Consider the following 15,069-nt stretch of genomic DNA (forward strand, 5'->3'; position numbering starts at 1 on the left):
AGCTGTCGCTCTGAGAATTTTGCCTATGAAAAAACCCCGCCGGCTTGCACCTTGCGGGGTTCTGGAAGCATTCAGCAGGCACCAGGGCCTGCTGGCAGCAGCCGGTATTACATGCCCATGCCGCCCATGCCACCCATCCCGCCCATGTCGCCACCGCCAGGCATGGCCGGGCCGTCGCTCTTGGGCTCGTCGGCCACCATGGCCTCGGTGGTGATCATGAGGCCCGCCACGGAGGCGGCGTTCTGCAGGGCGTAACGGGTCACCTTGGTGGGGTCCAGGATGCCCATGGCGACCATGTCGCCATACTCGCCGTTGGCGGCGTTGTAGCCGTAGTTGCCGGTGCCCTCGGCGACCTTCTGCAGGACCACGGACGGCTCGTCACCGGCGTTGGCGACGATCTGACGCAGCGGCTCTTCCATGGAACGGCAGGCGATGGCGATGCCGACGTCCTGGTCGTGGTTGGCACCCTTGATGCTGCGGATGGCATTGAGGGCACGCACCAGGGCGACGCCGCCGCCGGGGACGATGCCTTCCTCAACCGCGGCACGGGTGGCGTGCAGGGCGTCTTCGACGCGCGCCTTCTTTTCCTTCATCTCCATTTCGGTGGCGGCACCGACCTTGATGACGGCCACGCCGCCGGCCAGCTTGGCCAGACGCTCCTGGAGCTTTTCCTTGTCATAGTCGGAGCTGGTCTCTTCGACCTGGCTGCGGATCTGCTCGCAACGCGCCTTGATGTCGGACTCGGAGCCGGCGCCATCAATGATGGTGGTGTTTTCCTTGCCGACCTGGATGCGCTTGGCGGTGCCCAGCTCGGCCAGCGTGGCCTTCTCCAACGACAGGCCAACCTCTTCGGCGATGACGGTGGCGCCGGTCAGGACGGCGATGTCCTGCAGCATGGCCTTGCGACGGTCACCAAAGCCCGGGGCTTTGACCGCAACGACCTTGATGATGCCGCGGATGGTGTTGACCACCAACGTGGCCAGGGCCTCGCCTTCCACGTCTTCGGCAACGATCAAGAGCGGCTTGCCGGACTTGGCCACCGCTTCCAGCACCGGCAACAGCTCGCGGATGTTGGAGATCTTCTTGTCGTGCAGCAGGACGTAGGGCGCCTCCAGATCGGCACTCTGGCCCTGCTGGTTGTTGATGAAGTAGGGGGAGAGGTAGCCGCGGTCGAACTGCATGCCCTCCACCACGTCCAGCTCGTTGTGCAGGGAGGTGCCTTCCTCGACGGTGATGACGCCTTCCTTGCCGACCTTGCCCATCGCCTCGGCGATGATCTCGCCGATGGAGGTGTCCGAGTTGGCGGAGATGGTGCCGACCTGGGCGATCTCCTTGTTCTCGGTGCAGGGACGCGACAGGGCCTTGAGTTCCGCGGTGGCGGCGATCACGGCCTGGTCGATGCCGCGCTTGAGATCCATCGGGTTCATGCCGGCGGCGACGGCCTTCAGGCCCTCGCGGACCATGGCCTGGGCCAGGACGGTCGCGGTGGTGGTGCCGTCACCGGCCACATCGGACGTCTGGGAGGCGACTTCCTTCACCATCTGGGCGCCCATGTTCTCGAACTTGTCCTTCAGCTCGATTTCCTTGGCCACGGACACGCCGTCCTTGGTCACGGTCGGGGCGCCGTAGGACTTCTCCAGGACCACGTTGCGGCCCTTGGGGCCCAGCGTCACCTTGACCGCGTTGGCCAGGATGTTCACGCCTTCCATCATACGGGCACGGGCATCGCCACCGAACTTAACGTCTTTTGCACTCATGGGAATCTTTCTCTATGGAATCTGTGGTCAGGGGTCGCCGCGGGGCGTCACACCCTGAGGGGCCACTGGGGGGACCGTCGCGTGACGGTCAGGCGGCGCTTAGGCCTCGACGACGCCCATGATGTCGTCTTCGCGCATCACCAGGAAGTCCTTGCCGTCGAGCTTGACTTCGGTGCCGGAATACTTGCCGAACAGGATGCGGTCGCCGACCTTGACGTCGAGCGGACGGACATCGCCGTTTTCCAGGATCTTGCCGCGGCCGGCCGCGATCACCTCGCCTTGGATCGGCTTCTCGGTGGCAGAGTCGGGGATGACGATGCCACCGGCGGTGGTACGCTCCTCTTCCATGCGACGGACGACGACGCGATCATGCAAGGGACGAATATTCATCTGGATATTTCCTCAGAGGATGGGGGTGTGGTCAGGGTGCTCAGGCGCCGGGAGACACCCGGGCTGTTAGCACTCACCGCTAGCGAGTGCCAATATTAGGCCCAAACGCTCGAGTGTCAAGCCGAGACGACACGCAGTTGGCAAAATTGGGGGCAGCGGCGGGGCCTCAGTGGCTACCTGGGAGCCAGGAGAAACGGCCACAGACTATTGCTTTTTAAGGAGTTTAAAGGCTCTCGGGGGTGCCTGAGCGCGACCCTGGGAGCGCCGCACCCTAGTGCGGCGAGTCCAGGGGCAGACTGCGGGCGGCGGTGATGTGTAAACAGCGGCAGTACGTCCATATGGAGAATCCGGACGGGCTCGGGGCTACCGGCGTTTGCCCTCAAGACACCGCGAACGAAGCACCGCCATCGGCGTGGATGCCGCGGATAACTGCCGTAGCGGCCGGGCTCGTCGAGCAGTCCAGCCAAGCCTCAGTTTTCAATCTCAAGGCAGTGCGCATTGTCATCCGCGAGGCTTGTCTCGATCTCACCACGCCTCTGCGTCAACAAGCGTATCAAGCTCGCCTTGCTGGTATTTCCGCAGCGCAACCAAATGACCTTTGGCGGCGCCCCATTAAGCAGACTCAATTCATGAAAATCGGAGTCTTTGGTGACAATGATGAAGCCATTCTCCTTGGCATATCGCCAGATTGCCACATCATCCCATTGCTCCATGCCTTCGAGCACGACCTGGCTACTTCCAGGATAAAGAAGTTGCAGGAAAGGAACGACCCGACGGGACAAATTTTCATCAAGCAGCAGCTTCACGATGCGCTGAGCACAACCGCGTGACGCTCACGGTCAGCGGCATAGGCGAGACACGCCCGAACATCGGCTATTTCCAGCTCCGGAAAGTCCTCAATGATCTCATCGGCAGTCATACCATCGGCAAGCCAACCGAGAACATCGTAGACCGTGATCCGCAGGCCCCGGATGACCGGGCGACCACCACGTTTACCCGGCTGAATCGCGATTCGGTCACTGTAGTTCATGTCGCCCTCTGTCAAATTGCCCCAATCTCCGCCCCGACACGTTGGGCCGCGGAAGCCTCCCGAATGCCCACGCGACGCTGGAGCGTCCGCACTTGCTCCCACGCAGGAGCGTGGGAGCCAGATACGTCTTAGCCCCGCTTACGCCCCGCCACCCGCAGCCGCAAGGCATTCAGGCGAATGAACCCGGTGGCGTCCCCCTGATTGTAGGCCCCGGCATCCTCCTCAAAGGTAGCGATGGAGGCGTCAAACAGGCTGTCGGTCGGCGAGCGGCGCCCGACCACCAGGACATTGCCCTTGTAGAGCTTGAGCCGCACCTCGCCGTTGACCACGCTCTGGGTCTGGTCGATGGCCGCTTGGAGCATGAGCCGCTCCGGGCTGTACCAGAAACCGTTGTACACCAGGCTGGCGTAGCGCGGCATCAGCTCGTCCTTCAAGTGCGCGGCCTCCCGGTCCAGGGTCAGCGACTCCATGGCGCGGTGCGCCTTGAGCAGGATGGTGCCGCCGGGGGTCTCGTAGCAGCCGCGCGACTTCATGCCGACGAAGCGGTTCTCGACGATGTCGTCGCGGCCGATGCCGTTCGCCCCGCCGATGCGGTTGAGCTCCGCCAGCAGGTCCGCGGGGCTCAAGGCCTGCCCGTTGACGGCCACACAGTCACCGCGGGCGAAAGTGAGAGTGACCTGAGTCGGCTGGTCCGGGGCCTGCTCGGGGGCGACGGTCCAGCGCCACATGTCCGGGCCGGGCTCGACCCAGGGGTCCTCCAGGTCATAGCCCTCGTAGGAGATGTGCAGCAGGTTGGCGTCCATCGAGTAGGGGGATTTGGTGCCGTCGCGCTTCATCTCGACCGGGATGCCGTGCTCTTCGGCGTAGGCCAGGAGCTTCTCACGCGAGAGCAGGTCCCACTCCCGCCAGGGGGCGATGATCTGGATGTCGGGCTTCAACGCATAGGCGGTCAGCTCGAAGCGCACCTGGTCGTTACCCTTGCCGGTCGCCCCGTGGGAGATGGCGTCCGCCCCGGTGGCCACCGCGATCTCCACCAAGCGCTTGGCGATCAGCGGGCGGGCAATCGAGGTGCCGAGCTTGTACTCACCCTCGTAGAGCGCGTTGGCGCGCAGCATGGGGAACACGAAGTCCCGGACGAATTCTTCCTTGAGATCATCGATATGGATCTCCTTCACCCCGGCCGCCGTGGCCTTGGCGCGCGCCGGCTCCACCTCCTCCCCCTGGCCGATGTCGGCGGTGAAGGTCACCACCTCGCAGCCGTAATTCTCTTGCAGCCACCGCAGGATAACGGAGGTATCCAGGCCCCCCGAGTAGGCCAGCACCACCTTGTTGATCTTGCCCTTTGCCATCGTCTTGCTCCCGAATTTGCGGAAAAACGGCCAGTATAGAGCGCGGCGCCGGGCGGCGGGGAGTGGCGATCGGTGCGCACCGCGCAGTTCACGCGCTCGCACGCGACACCAACAGCAGCGGATACCGCTGTTTGCTCGCGGCCCCAACCGGGTAAAGTAGCTTCGTGTGGTTATGGGCGCCATCATCCCAGGCGGCAGACCGCCCTGTGTACTGTATGCGGGAGGCAGGAGACGAGGCGATGTATCAATACGCATATGTAAGGGGTCGCGGCCACTGGGCCGCTGGCAGCAGACAGGTCCAGCGCTGGGGTGCCCGCGCCTTGGGGCTGGTCGTGCTGTGGCTCACTTTATCGCCCCTGGCCTCGGCCGCCGACACGCCGGCCCCGCCAAGCCACACCACCCTGTGGGAGGCACCGCAGGGCATCAACGCCTCGGCCGCGGCCACGCGCTGGCTCGCGGACCTGGAACAGGAGCTCGCCGCCGCCAGGGCCCGGTGTCCGGATGCCAGGATGCCGAGCCTGAACCCGAGCACCCCATCGCGCGCCTTCCGCCTGCCGACCTCGCCGACGCACCCAGTCATCTACACCAAAGACGCCATCGTCAACCGGCTGCTGGTCATTGCCTGGGACGACCGCGGCTGCCCCTGGAGCGCCTCGGTGGGGCGCGCCCAGCCGTTCCATGAGCGCTGGTTCCTGAGTCCGCTCGCCAACGTACGCCTGCCGGCCGGGGCACCGGCGCAGGAGGCGACGGTCGTGATCCAGGACGCCAGGTCGATCCGCCCCTGGCTGCGGGTCGACACGGTTGACGATTTCGTGCGCAACAGCGCCGGCCTCTGGCTCTTGCTCGGCGCCTATGCGGGGGTGCTCATTGTGCTGCTGCTGGTGGGACTCGGTCTGCGGCGCTCGCATCCGAGCCCGGTCGCCAATGCCTATTGCGTCTACATCGTCGCCCAAATCTTCTATCAGTTCCAGGTCTTGGGTATCGGGCCGGCGTGGGTGCCGGGCTGGCCGCAGGGTGAGAACTTTGCCGTCATGCAGGGGGTAGCGCTGGCCGCGCTGGCCGCCGGCCTGGGCCTGGCCATCATCACTTTCTTGCGCCCGAGCGGGATGCTGCGCCTGATCATCGTCTGCGGTGTCACGCTCGCCGCGGCCGCCTTCCTGGCCTCTGTGTGGCAGCCCGCGTTCTACCGGATCGGCGCCCTGAGCCTGCTGCTGTTGGCACCGGCGGTGTTGTTCGCGCTGGTGCACGGCCTGCGGCGCAATGAGCCCTGGGTCCGCTGGTTCGCCGTGGGCTTGAGCGCCACGATGATCGGGGGCGGCGCACAGGCCGCAACGGTCGTTTTCGACGGGGCCGGACTTGGCGCCCTGGGTAACTTTGCCTTCCCGCTGGGCAATCTGGTCGAGTCGGTGTGCTGGCTGGTCTCGCTGTTGGTGCGGTTACGGGCCGAGCGGACCGCGGCGGCGGCGCGACTGCTTCACGACGCCACCCATAATGCCCTGACCGGACTGCCCAACCGGCTCTATCTCACCGCCGGGAAGCAGTCCAGCCTGGCCGCCGCGGCACCCGCAGGGGGCGTCTACCCCGCCGACTGCCACGCCCTGGTGCTCATCAACCTGGACCGTTTCAAGGTCATCAATGACAGCCTGGGCTACGCCGCGGGGGACGACCTGCTGGTCGCCGTCGCCCGACTGCTGCGTGCCATCGCCCCGCCCGGGGCCACGGTGGCGCACCTGGACGCGGACGCGTTCGCTATCCTGTTGCCCTGCGACGTGGCGGATGCACCCGGGGTCGCCACGCAGATCATCGAACGCCTGCGCGAGCCGATCGCCTTGACCGGCGGGTCGGTGCATGTACGGGCGAGCATCGGCGTGGTGTGCGCCCCGGAACCGGATGCCGCGGTCATCGACATCCTGCGCGATGCCGACAGTGCGCTGAACCTGGCCAAGGGTGGCGGGGGTAACCGCTCTGTCACCTTCGAACCCGTGATGCGCGTGCCCGCCTTCAAGCGCTTCCGCCTGGAACAGGATATGGTGGAGGCGCTGCGCGGCGACCAGTTCGAGGTGTTCTTCCAGCCAATCGTCGCGCTCGCCGACCGGCGGGCGGTCGGGATGGAGGCGTTGGTCCGCTGGCACCAGCCGCAGCAGGGGCTGGTGTCGCCAGCGGACTTCATCCCCTTGGCGGAGGAGACCGGGCTCATCATCCCGCTGGGCACTTGGGTCCTGGAGCACACCATCGCGCAGATCGAGCAATGGAAGGAGCAAGGCGTCTGGCGCCCCGGATTCTATGTCAGTGTCAACCTCTCCGGTCACCAGTTGCTGGATGGGACCCTGCTCGCGCGCATCGACTCACTGATCGAGCGCAGCGGCCTGACCCCGGGGGAGTTGCGGCTGGAGCTAACCGAGACGGCGATCATCACCAACATCGACGCGGCCAGCGCGGTGCTGCCCGCCCTGCGTGAGCGGCACATTCCACTGTATATGGACGATTTCGGGACTGGCTATTCATCCTTGAGCTACTTAAACGAGTTGCCCTTCGATGTGCTCAAGATCGACCAATCATTCGTCACCGGGATCGAGGCGCGCGAGCAGTCACAGATTCTGGTGCGAACCGTCCTGGCACTGGCCCAGGCGATGGGCCTCTCGGTGGTCGCCGAGGGCGTCGAGACCGAGGGCCAGGCGGCGCTGCTGCACGCCATGGGCTGTCCCTATGGTCAGGGCTATCTCTTCTCACGGCCGGTGCCGGCGCAGCAGGCCTGCGCCTGGTTGCAGTGAGCCCCCCACCAGGCTCAATCCTTGAGAAACCCCGACACCGCCGCGAGGAACTCGTCGGGCTGGTCCGCATAGACCCAGTGCCCGGCGTTGGCGATGGTCCGCAGGCGGGCCAGCGGGAAGAGCGCGCGGATGCGCGGCAGGCCCTCGCCGGTCACATAGTCGGAGCGGCTGCCATACAGAAAGAGCACGGGGCCGGGGAATTGCAGGTCACCGGCCGCCGGGAAGCCCAGGACCTGGTCCAGGGAGTGGGCAAGCACCGCCAGATTGACCCGCCAACACCAACCGCCGGCCCGGTCATGCACCAGGTTCTGGAGTAGATAGCCGCGCACGGCCGCGGAGTGGATCGTCTGCGCCAACAGCGCGTCCGCGGCCCGGCGGTCGGTCATCTGCGCCAGCGGCAGGGCGGCCAGGGCACTGACCAGGGCGCCATGGCGGGTGGCATAGGTCACCGGGGCGATGTCCACCACCACCAGCGAACCGACCCGCTCGGGTGCCGACAGCGCAAGCCACATGGCCGCCTTGCCGCCCATGCTGTGGCCCACCAGGTGGGCCCGGGCGATACCCTCGCCGTCCAGGAGTGCGGCGAGATCCGCGGCCATCGCCCGATAGTCCATCCGCGCGTCCCAGGGCGACTGCCCGTGATTGCGCAGATCAGGCACCAGCACCGGGCGGTCATTGGCCAGGCGCCGGGCGATGCCGTGCCAATTGGCCGCCGAGCCGAACAGGCCATGGATCAGCAGCAGCGGCAGGGCCCCCGCACTGGCCTCGCCATAGTGTCGATGATGCAGCCGCAGCGACATCGCATCTCCCAAGAGGTTTCACGCACAGACGCCAGGAAAGCCGACTTGAGCAGGTTCCTGGCCCGGTTGCAAGCGCGCGTAGCGCCTGGACTCCAGGCCGTGAGATCCGCCCTCCCCTTCCCCAGCGGACTCACAGACGGAACTCCGGTTGACCTTTGTCGCTCACCCGTTTAGCGTTGGCCGGCTTGAGCAGCACCGCCCATGCGGCACGGGGCACTCATGTCCAGCCCCGAGCCCCCGACCCGCCCGGTCGGTTACGATGGAAGACCGCTTGATGAATTTGCTTGCCCGCCTCTACGCCAACCTGGGCCAGGCGCTCGCCGCCGGGGCGCTGCGCACCCCGTTGGACCCGCCCAACGGCGGGGTCTGGCTGGCCGCCTGGGCCGCGGTCTGCCTCACCATCGGCCTGACCCTCTGGCTGGTCGGCGGCTATCACGCAGCCTTCATCGCACTGAACACCGCTGCCGGCCCTCATCCGCAGTGGGTCTGGGCCTGGCTCACCGCCCTTGGTGGCGACCTGGCGCCCTTCGCGCTCGGCCTGTTCTTCGCGCGACGTTACCCGCGGGTCTTCTGGGCACTGGTCCTGGGTGGGGTGGTGGCGGTCGCCTATAGCCGGGGGCTGAAACCACTGTTCGACACGCTGCGCCCGCCCGCCGTGCTGCCACCCGACAGTTTCAACCTGATCGGGCCCGCGTTGCGCAAGCTGAGCTTCCCGTCCGGCCACAGCGTGACCGCCGGGCTCTTCTGTGGCGTGTTCGTCTATTACGCCCGCCACTGGGAGGCCCGGACGCTCTGGGTACTGCTCGCGTTGCTGGTGGGGCTCAGCCGGGTCGCGGTGGGGGTCCACTGGCCGGTGGACGTCGCCTTTGGGCTCGGCGGCGGGGTGCTGTCGGCCTGGATCGGCGCCCGACTCGCCGCGCGCTTCAGTGCGGGTGCAACGCACCCCGCAACCCATCTGACCCTGGTCACTCTGTGCGCCGGCTGCGCCATCGTCCTGATCGTCCAGGCGGCCGAGGATCCGCTGGCGCAGCCCCTGCTGGTGACGCTGGGTTGCAGCGCACTCGCCTATGCCCTGGCCAGTTATGTCATCTGGCCGCTGTCTTGCTGCCTGAAGCCGGCTGGGGCAAGACTCTAAGCGTCCGCGCTACGCGCGTTATCAAGCCAACATTTACCGTATGCGGCGCCAAAACCCCGACGAGAACTCCGGATCAACAAAGGCCAGAAACCGCTCCAGCGCCGGAAACGAGCGACGAAACATCGCCGCGCTCATCCGCGCATCCTTTGCCGGATAGAGCGCCCCGCCGGCCTCGACGACCATGGCATCCAATGTGTCGAGCAGTCGCAACGTGGCCTGGCCCTTAGAGGGAAAGTCGAGCGCAATGGTGACGCCGGGCCGGGGAAAAGATAACAGACCCGGCGACAGTCGCTCACCGAAACGTTTGAGCACCGCCAGGAAAGAGCCCTCAGCGCTGCGGGCGATGCGCGCGAGCAGTTCGCGCAGCGCCGACTCGGCCGCCGCGGGCGGCAGCACGCACTGATACTGCAAAAAGCCCTTCGGACCGTAGATGCGGTTCCAATGTCCAATCGCGTCGAGCGGATAAAAAAAGGGCGCATAGTGGGTCAGACCAGCGCCTTCGGGCTGGCGGTAGTAAAGCGCATTGAAGGCAATGAGACTGAGCCGATTGACGAGTGAGAACGGCGGCGTGACCGGGACGTGCAGCCGGCCATGGGTCTTGGGCGGGTTGCCGCGGCCGACCAAGGCCGGGGCGAAACTCCCCTTGAGCAGGATGCCACGCCCCAGACTGGCCCCGCGCGCGGCGCAGTCGACCCAGGCGACGGTGAATTCATCGGTCTGGTCGGCGGCCTCGGACAGCTGGAAGAACGTGGCGAGGTCGCCGAAGCGCCGACTCTCAGCCTGAATCCAGGGTCCAGGAATGGGGCTGAGCTGGATCTCGACCCAGGTGATGAGCCCGGTCAGACCCAGACCGCCGATGGTCGCGGCGAACCAGTCAGGCGCTTGCGTCGGCGAGCACTCCCGGCGGCGACCGTCGGAGCGCACCAGTTCAAAGGCGCGCACGTGACAGCCAAAGGTGCCGGCACGGTGGTGATTCTTGCCGTGAACATCGTTGGCCACCGCCCCGCCCAGGGTGACGAAGCGGGTGCCGGGGGTGACGGCCAAAAACCAGCCCCGCGGCACCACCAGGTCCAGGACCTCAGACAGCAGCACCCCAGACTCGGCACGCAGCACCCCGGTCACAGGATCAAAGGCAATGAAACGGTCCAGCCCACGCGCCAGCAGCACCGCGCCGCCGTCGTTGAGACAGACGTCGCCATAGCTGCGGCCGTTGCCGTAGACCAGTCGCGGGAGCGCCGTTGGGGGCAGCGCAGAGCACCGGTCGCTGAGCCGGGTGACCGACGCCGGTGTCGCCCGCGGGTAGCGACCCCAGGATTCGGGTCGACTCATCACGGCGCAACCCAGACGTTGAGCGGCAAGGACGCCACGTCCGGAGCCGCGCACTGCGCCACCCGCGCCTTGAATCCGGCCCGACCCTTGATCAAGCTCAGCGCCACTGCACCCAGCGACAAGGGAAGCTCGCGCAGCATGAGCAAGAGCGACTCCCACAGTGAGCCCGTGCACAACCAGGTGCCATCCAAGCCCACCGCCAACACCGGGGCATCCATCGATCCATCCACCCTCAACGATCGAAAAATCGGCAAGACATGGAAACAGTGGTCGAGCAGTCTTGCAGGGCCAGCAAGCCGATCGGGACGTCAATCCGTGGGCGAGCGCAGCGACTCAGCGCGCCCGATAGACGATGCGGCCCTTGGTGAGATCATAGGGCGTGAGTTCGACCGTGACCTTGTCACCGGTCAGAATTCGGATGTAGTGCTTGCGCATCTTGCCGGAGATGTGGGCGGTCACGATGTGACCGTTCTCCAACTGTACTCGAAACACCGTATTGGGCAGGGTCTCCGTGACCGTCCCCTCCATCTGGATAACGTCGTCTTTAGACATGGTTCATGTGTACTGGAATGCAGCTTCCGGGCTGGTAAAGGGCTAAGAGTATAGCACAAGGCATTCCCACGAGCCGGGTGTGAATGGTCGGGAAAATCGCTACGGGCACGCGTCGGCGGGGACGCGCCGGGGATCACTCCGCGTCGCGGTTGCCGGTGGATTCCAGGCGCGACCAGCACCGCCCGTCCCACGCCTCCAATGGCTTGAATGATGACTTGTAAGCCATTTTCCCGGACTCCTCGATCCAATATCCGAGATAAACATAGGGCAGCCCCAGTCGCCGCGCGGTCACAAGCTGGGCAAGTACAGCGAAGGTCCCCAGTCCGCGCGCACCGAACGCGGGGTCGAAGAAGGTATAGACCGCCGACAGGCCGTGGGGCAGCCAATCGGTGACCGCGACCCCCACCAAGCGGTCCGCCAGGTGCAGCTCCAGAAAACGGGTCTCGCCGCCCCACGGGTCGACCAGAAACCGACGATAGCTCTCTGCGCTTGCGTCCTCGGCCATAGTCCCCGCCGGGTGCCGGTGCGCGAGATAGCGCTGGTACAGGTCGAAATGGCCCGGATCGAAGGCTGCCGGGGCCTCGACGACACGCAACTGCGGGGCGTTCACCCTCCAGTTGCGCCGCTGAGAGCGATTGGGTCGGAAGACACTGACCGGGATGCGCACCGGCACGCAGCGAGCGCACCCCCGACAGGCCGGGCGGTAGACATGGGCACCGCTGCGGCGAAACCCCTGGTCCACCAAGGACTGATAGGTGCCCGCGTCGATGCTGACCAGGGGGTCGACGAAGAGGGTCCGAGCACGGCGCCCGTCCAGGTAGGAACAGCTGTGCTCGGCAGTCAGGTACAGCGCCAGTTGCCGTTCTCGATTCCCCTCGGCACCCGGGTTCATAGCGACCCCGGATGGCTTACCGGGCCGGTGACGGGCGGACGATCCACCGGAAAATGCAGCGCGCCATCGTCCCAGGTGCCGGCGTCCCCGGGGACGGCACAGGAGCACTCCAACCAGGCGACGAACTCGCGGCGGGGCCATTCCTGCGCGCCAAGACTCAGCAGGTGCTCCGTGCGCATCTGGCAGTCGATCAGCCCGAAGCCCCGCTCCCGCAACGTCTGACAGAGATAGACCAAGGCGACCTTGGAAGCGTCGGCGGCACGACTGAACATCGATTCACCGAAAAACGCCTGGCCGATGGCCACGCCGTACAGCCCCCCGACCAGCTGCTCGCCATCCCACACCTCCACCGAGTGACTGATCCCGAGACGGTGCAAGTGCTCATAGGCGGCAATCATCTCCGGCAGGATCCAGGTGCCGTTCGCGCCGTCCGCAGCGTCGCCCGCAAGACCCCGAGGCGCCGCGCAGGCGCGGATCACGGCCGCAAAGGCCCGATCCATCGTTACCCCGAGCCGCTGGCGGCGCAGCCGCTTGCCCAGGCTGCGAGAGATGCGCAGCCGCCCCGGCAACAGCACGGTACGTGGGTCCGGAGACCACCAGAGGATGGGGTCACCAGCACTGAACCAGGGGAAGATACCCTGTCGGTAGGCACTCATGAGTCGCCGCGGGCTCAGGTCGGCGCCGACCGCCAGCAGCCCGTTGGGGTGCCGCAAGGCCCGGCGCACATCCGGGAAGGGGCGCGGGTCGTCGGGCGCAAGCAGTGGGATCATGAGTTCAACCAACGGTAATTGACGACAGCCCAGCGGCCGTCGCGGGTGGCTCGCGGTATGGGCTGTGCCCATGCATCGCCTCATGGTAGGCATTCATGCCCTGGATTTCCTCCGCAAGGAAGCGGGCGATGGCCGCGCGAAAGCGTGGGTCCGCGATCCAATGGGCGGACCAGGTCGGGGTCGGCAGGAAACCCCGACTGACCTTGTGCTCACCCTGAGCGCCCGGCTCGAAGCGGGAGAGCCCGGCCTCAATGCAGTACTCCAGACCCTGATAGTAGCAGGCCTCGAAATGCAGACTGTGAAAGTCAGCGAAACAGCCCCAGTGGCGCCCGAACAGCGAATGATCGCCGACCAGATTGAAGGCCGCCGCGACGATCGAACGCCCCTGCGCGGCGAACACCAGCAGTAGACTACGCCCCATGGTCTGACCAAGCTCCTGAAAAAAGCGCAGGGTCAGGGTGGGGATGCCGCCGCGCTTGTCGAAGGTATCCCGATAGAGACGATGAAAGGTCACCCACTGCGCCTCGGTGACCTCATCCCCCGGGACCCGCCGGATGCTGATCCCGGCCTCCTGCACCCGGCGCCGCTCGCGCCTCACCTTCTTGCGCTTCTCCGCGGTGAAGGTCGCTAGGAAGTCGTCGAAGGAGCGGTAGCCCGGGTTGGTCCAGTGAAACTGGCAGCCGAGGCGCCGCATCAGCCCTTGCCCCGCCAGCAGATCGGTTTCCGCCGCCGTGGTGAAGAGCCAGTGCAGCGAGGACAGGCCCAACTGCTCGGCCACCCGCACCGCGCCGTCCGCCAAGGCGCGCGCATACTCGGCGCGCCTTGGGGTGTCCGCCGTCAGCAAGCGCGGCCCGGTGGCCGGCGTATAGGGCGAGGCCAGGACCAGCTTGGGGTAGTAGGCCAGTCCATGGCGCTGATAGGCATCCGCCCAGGCCCAGTCGAAGACGAACTCGCCGTAAGAGTTGAACTTGAGGTAGCCGGGGGCCGCGGCGACCAGGGTGCCCGCCGCGTCCCGCAGCGCCAGATGATGCGGAACCCAGCCCAGGGGCTGCCCCACGCAGCCATGGTGCTCCATGGCGGCCAGAAACGCGTGGCGCAAAAACGGCGTGTCGGGATCGACGAGCCGATCCCAGTCGACAGCCGGGATCGCATTAATCGCGTCGTGGGTGCTGAGGGTATACACGCTAAGGCGCGCGAACTCCGGCGCCGCGGGTACCGGTGCCGCCGCTACCCGCCGGTGGCACCCAGCGCATCCAGGTATTTCTCCGCATCCAGGGCCGCCATGCACCCGCTGCCCGCGGAGGTAATGGCCTGACGGTAGACATGGTCCATCACGTCACCCGCGGCAAAGACCCCGGGGACCGAGGTGGCCGTGGCGTTGCCGTCGGTACCACTGTGGACCTTGATATAACCCCCTGCCATGTCGAGTTGGCCCGCAAAGATCTCGGTGTTGGGCTGGTGGCCGATGGCGATGAAGACGCCCTGGAGCTCGATATCCCGGGTGGACTCGTCTTTGGTGCTCTTGATGCGGATGCCGGTTACCCCGGTGGCGTCCCCCAGAATTTCATCCAGGGTGCTGTTCCAGGCCAGGCGCACATTGCCGTGCTCCGCCTTGTCCAGCAGATGGCGCTGCAGGATCTTCTCGGCCCGCAGGCTGTCACGACGATGGACCAGGGTCACCTCGGAGGCGATGTTGGAGAGGTACAGGGCCTCCTCCACCGCCGTATTGCCGCCACCGATAACCGCCACCTTCTGGCCGCGGAAGAAGAAGCCGTCGCAGGTCGCGCAGGCGGACACACCGCGGCCGCGGAACTCCTGCTCCGAGGGCAGCCCAAGATAGCGGGCACTGGCCCCAGTGGTGATGATCAGTGCATCGCAGGTGTAGACCGCCGAATCGCCGGTCAAGGTGAAGGGCGGTCCGCTGAGATCGGCCTGGTTGATGTGGTCGAAGATGATCTCGGTCTCGAAGCGCTCCGCATGGCGGCGCATCCGATCCATCAGGGCTGGCCCCTGGGCGCCGTCCGGGTCGCCAGGCCAGTTGTCCACGTCGGTGGTCGTCATGAGCTGACCGCCCTGCTCCAGACCGGTGATCAGGACCGGGTGCAGGTTCGCCCGGGCGCCATAAACCGCGGCGGTATAACCCGCCGGACCCGATCCCAGGATCAGCAGTCGGCAATGCTTGGTGTTGCTCATGGGTCTCCTCCCGGGAGGGCAGCCAGTGGTGGGTGCGTCCCCGGGCGCCACCTGATGGGGCGATGGGGTGGGGCGATGCGGCCCGCGCCCTCGCCCTCGCC

15 protein-coding genes are annotated in these 15,069 nt (G+C 66.2%); 2 read left to right on the forward strand and 13 right to left on the reverse strand.

The window, feature by feature from the left end; genetic code table 11:
• Positions 1–107: 107 nt before the first annotated feature.
• The 5 genes from groL to QZY44_RS10780 all read right to left on the reverse strand — a co-directional run bounded on the left by groL (position 108) and on the right by QZY44_RS10780 (position 4,526).
• Complete coding sequence (groL, locus tag QZY44_RS10760; protein WP_295446006.1) at positions 108–1,757, reverse strand: chaperonin GroEL; 1,650 nt, start codon at positions 1,755–1,757, stop codon at positions 108–110.
• Between the two features lie 99 nt (positions 1,758–1,856).
• A complete protein-coding gene (gene groES / locus QZY44_RS10765; RefSeq protein ID WP_295446008.1) occupies positions 1,857–2,147 on the reverse strand; it encodes a co-chaperone GroES in 291 nt (96 codons plus the stop codon).
• 470 nt (positions 2,148–2,617) lie between these two features.
• Positions 2,618–2,953 (reverse strand): DUF5615 family PIN-like protein, encoded by a 336-nt coding sequence (locus tag QZY44_RS10770; protein WP_295446010.1) that lies wholly within the window; start codon positions 2,951–2,953, stop codon positions 2,618–2,620.
• Positions 2,950–3,177, reverse strand: coding sequence for a DUF433 domain-containing protein (locus tag QZY44_RS10775; RefSeq protein ID WP_295446034.1), 228 nt, complete (start codon positions 3,175–3,177; stop codon positions 2,950–2,952). Before QZY44_RS10775 ends, QZY44_RS10770 begins: the two co-directional genes overlap by 4 nt.
• Positions 3,178–3,305: 128 nt before the next feature.
• Complete coding sequence (locus tag QZY44_RS10780) at positions 3,306–4,526, reverse strand: argininosuccinate synthase (protein ID WP_295446037.1); 1,221 nt, start codon at positions 4,524–4,526, stop codon at positions 3,306–3,308.
• A 239-nt stretch (positions 4,527–4,765) separates the two neighbouring features.
• Here QZY44_RS10780 and QZY44_RS10785 point away from each other — a divergent pair, with 239 nt between their 5' ends.
• A complete protein-coding gene (locus QZY44_RS10785; protein WP_295446039.1) occupies positions 4,766–7,297 on the forward strand; it encodes a bifunctional diguanylate cyclase/phosphodiesterase in 2,532 nt (843 codons plus the stop codon).
• Positions 7,298–7,311: 14 nt separating this feature from the next.
• Here QZY44_RS10785 and QZY44_RS10790 read toward each other — a convergent pair whose 3' ends face one another.
• Positions 7,312–8,097 (reverse strand): alpha/beta fold hydrolase, encoded by a 786-nt coding sequence (locus QZY44_RS10790; RefSeq protein WP_295446041.1) that lies wholly within the window; start codon positions 8,095–8,097, stop codon positions 7,312–7,314.
• A 274-nt stretch (positions 8,098–8,371) separates the two neighbouring features.
• Between QZY44_RS10790 and QZY44_RS10795 the strand changes: the two genes are divergently transcribed.
• Entirely contained in the window at positions 8,372–9,232 is an 861-nt protein-coding gene (locus tag QZY44_RS10795) for a phosphatase PAP2 family protein (RefSeq protein ID WP_295446043.1), read from the forward strand.
• 33 nt (positions 9,233–9,265) lie between these two features.
• Here QZY44_RS10795 and QZY44_RS10800 read toward each other — a convergent pair whose 3' ends face one another.
• From QZY44_RS10800 to trxB, 7 genes are all read right to left on the reverse strand, one after another.
• Positions 9,266–10,561, reverse strand: coding sequence for an FAD-binding oxidoreductase (locus QZY44_RS10800; RefSeq protein WP_295446044.1), 1,296 nt, complete (start codon positions 10,559–10,561; stop codon positions 9,266–9,268).
• Entirely contained in the window at positions 10,561–10,779 is a 219-nt protein-coding gene (locus QZY44_RS10805) for a hypothetical protein (RefSeq protein ID WP_295446046.1), read from the reverse strand. The genes QZY44_RS10800 and QZY44_RS10805 overlap by 1 nt, the downstream gene beginning before the upstream one ends.
• 115 nt (positions 10,780–10,894) lie before the next feature.
• Positions 10,895–11,113, reverse strand: coding sequence for a translation initiation factor IF-1 (gene infA / locus QZY44_RS10810; RefSeq protein WP_100917997.1), 219 nt, complete (start codon positions 11,111–11,113; stop codon positions 10,895–10,897).
• Positions 11,114–11,246: 133 nt separating this feature from the next.
• Positions 11,247–12,005 carry an arginyltransferase gene (locus QZY44_RS10815; protein WP_295446048.1) on the reverse strand — a complete coding sequence of 253 codons (759 nt, stop codon included), beginning with the start codon at positions 12,003–12,005 and terminating at the stop codon, positions 11,247–11,249.
• On the reverse strand, positions 12,002–12,775 hold the full coding sequence (aat, locus tag QZY44_RS10820; protein WP_295446050.1) for a leucyl/phenylalanyl-tRNA--protein transferase: 774 nt from the start codon (positions 12,773–12,775) through the stop codon (positions 12,002–12,004). The genes QZY44_RS10815 and aat overlap by 4 nt, the downstream gene beginning before the upstream one ends.
• Before the next feature lie 4 nt (positions 12,776–12,779).
• On the reverse strand, positions 12,780–13,958 hold the full coding sequence (locus QZY44_RS10825) for a GNAT family N-acetyltransferase (protein ID WP_295446053.1): 1,179 nt from the start codon (positions 13,956–13,958) through the stop codon (positions 12,780–12,782).
• 44 nt (positions 13,959–14,002) lie between these two features.
• Complete coding sequence (trxB, locus tag QZY44_RS10830) at positions 14,003–14,968, reverse strand: thioredoxin-disulfide reductase (protein WP_295446055.1); 966 nt, start codon at positions 14,966–14,968, stop codon at positions 14,003–14,005.
• Positions 14,969–15,069 lie beyond the last annotated feature (101 nt).

Source organism: uncultured Thiodictyon sp., from assembly GCA_903837595.1.
Lineage (GTDB): Bacteria > Pseudomonadota > Gammaproteobacteria > Chromatiales > Chromatiaceae > Thiodictyon.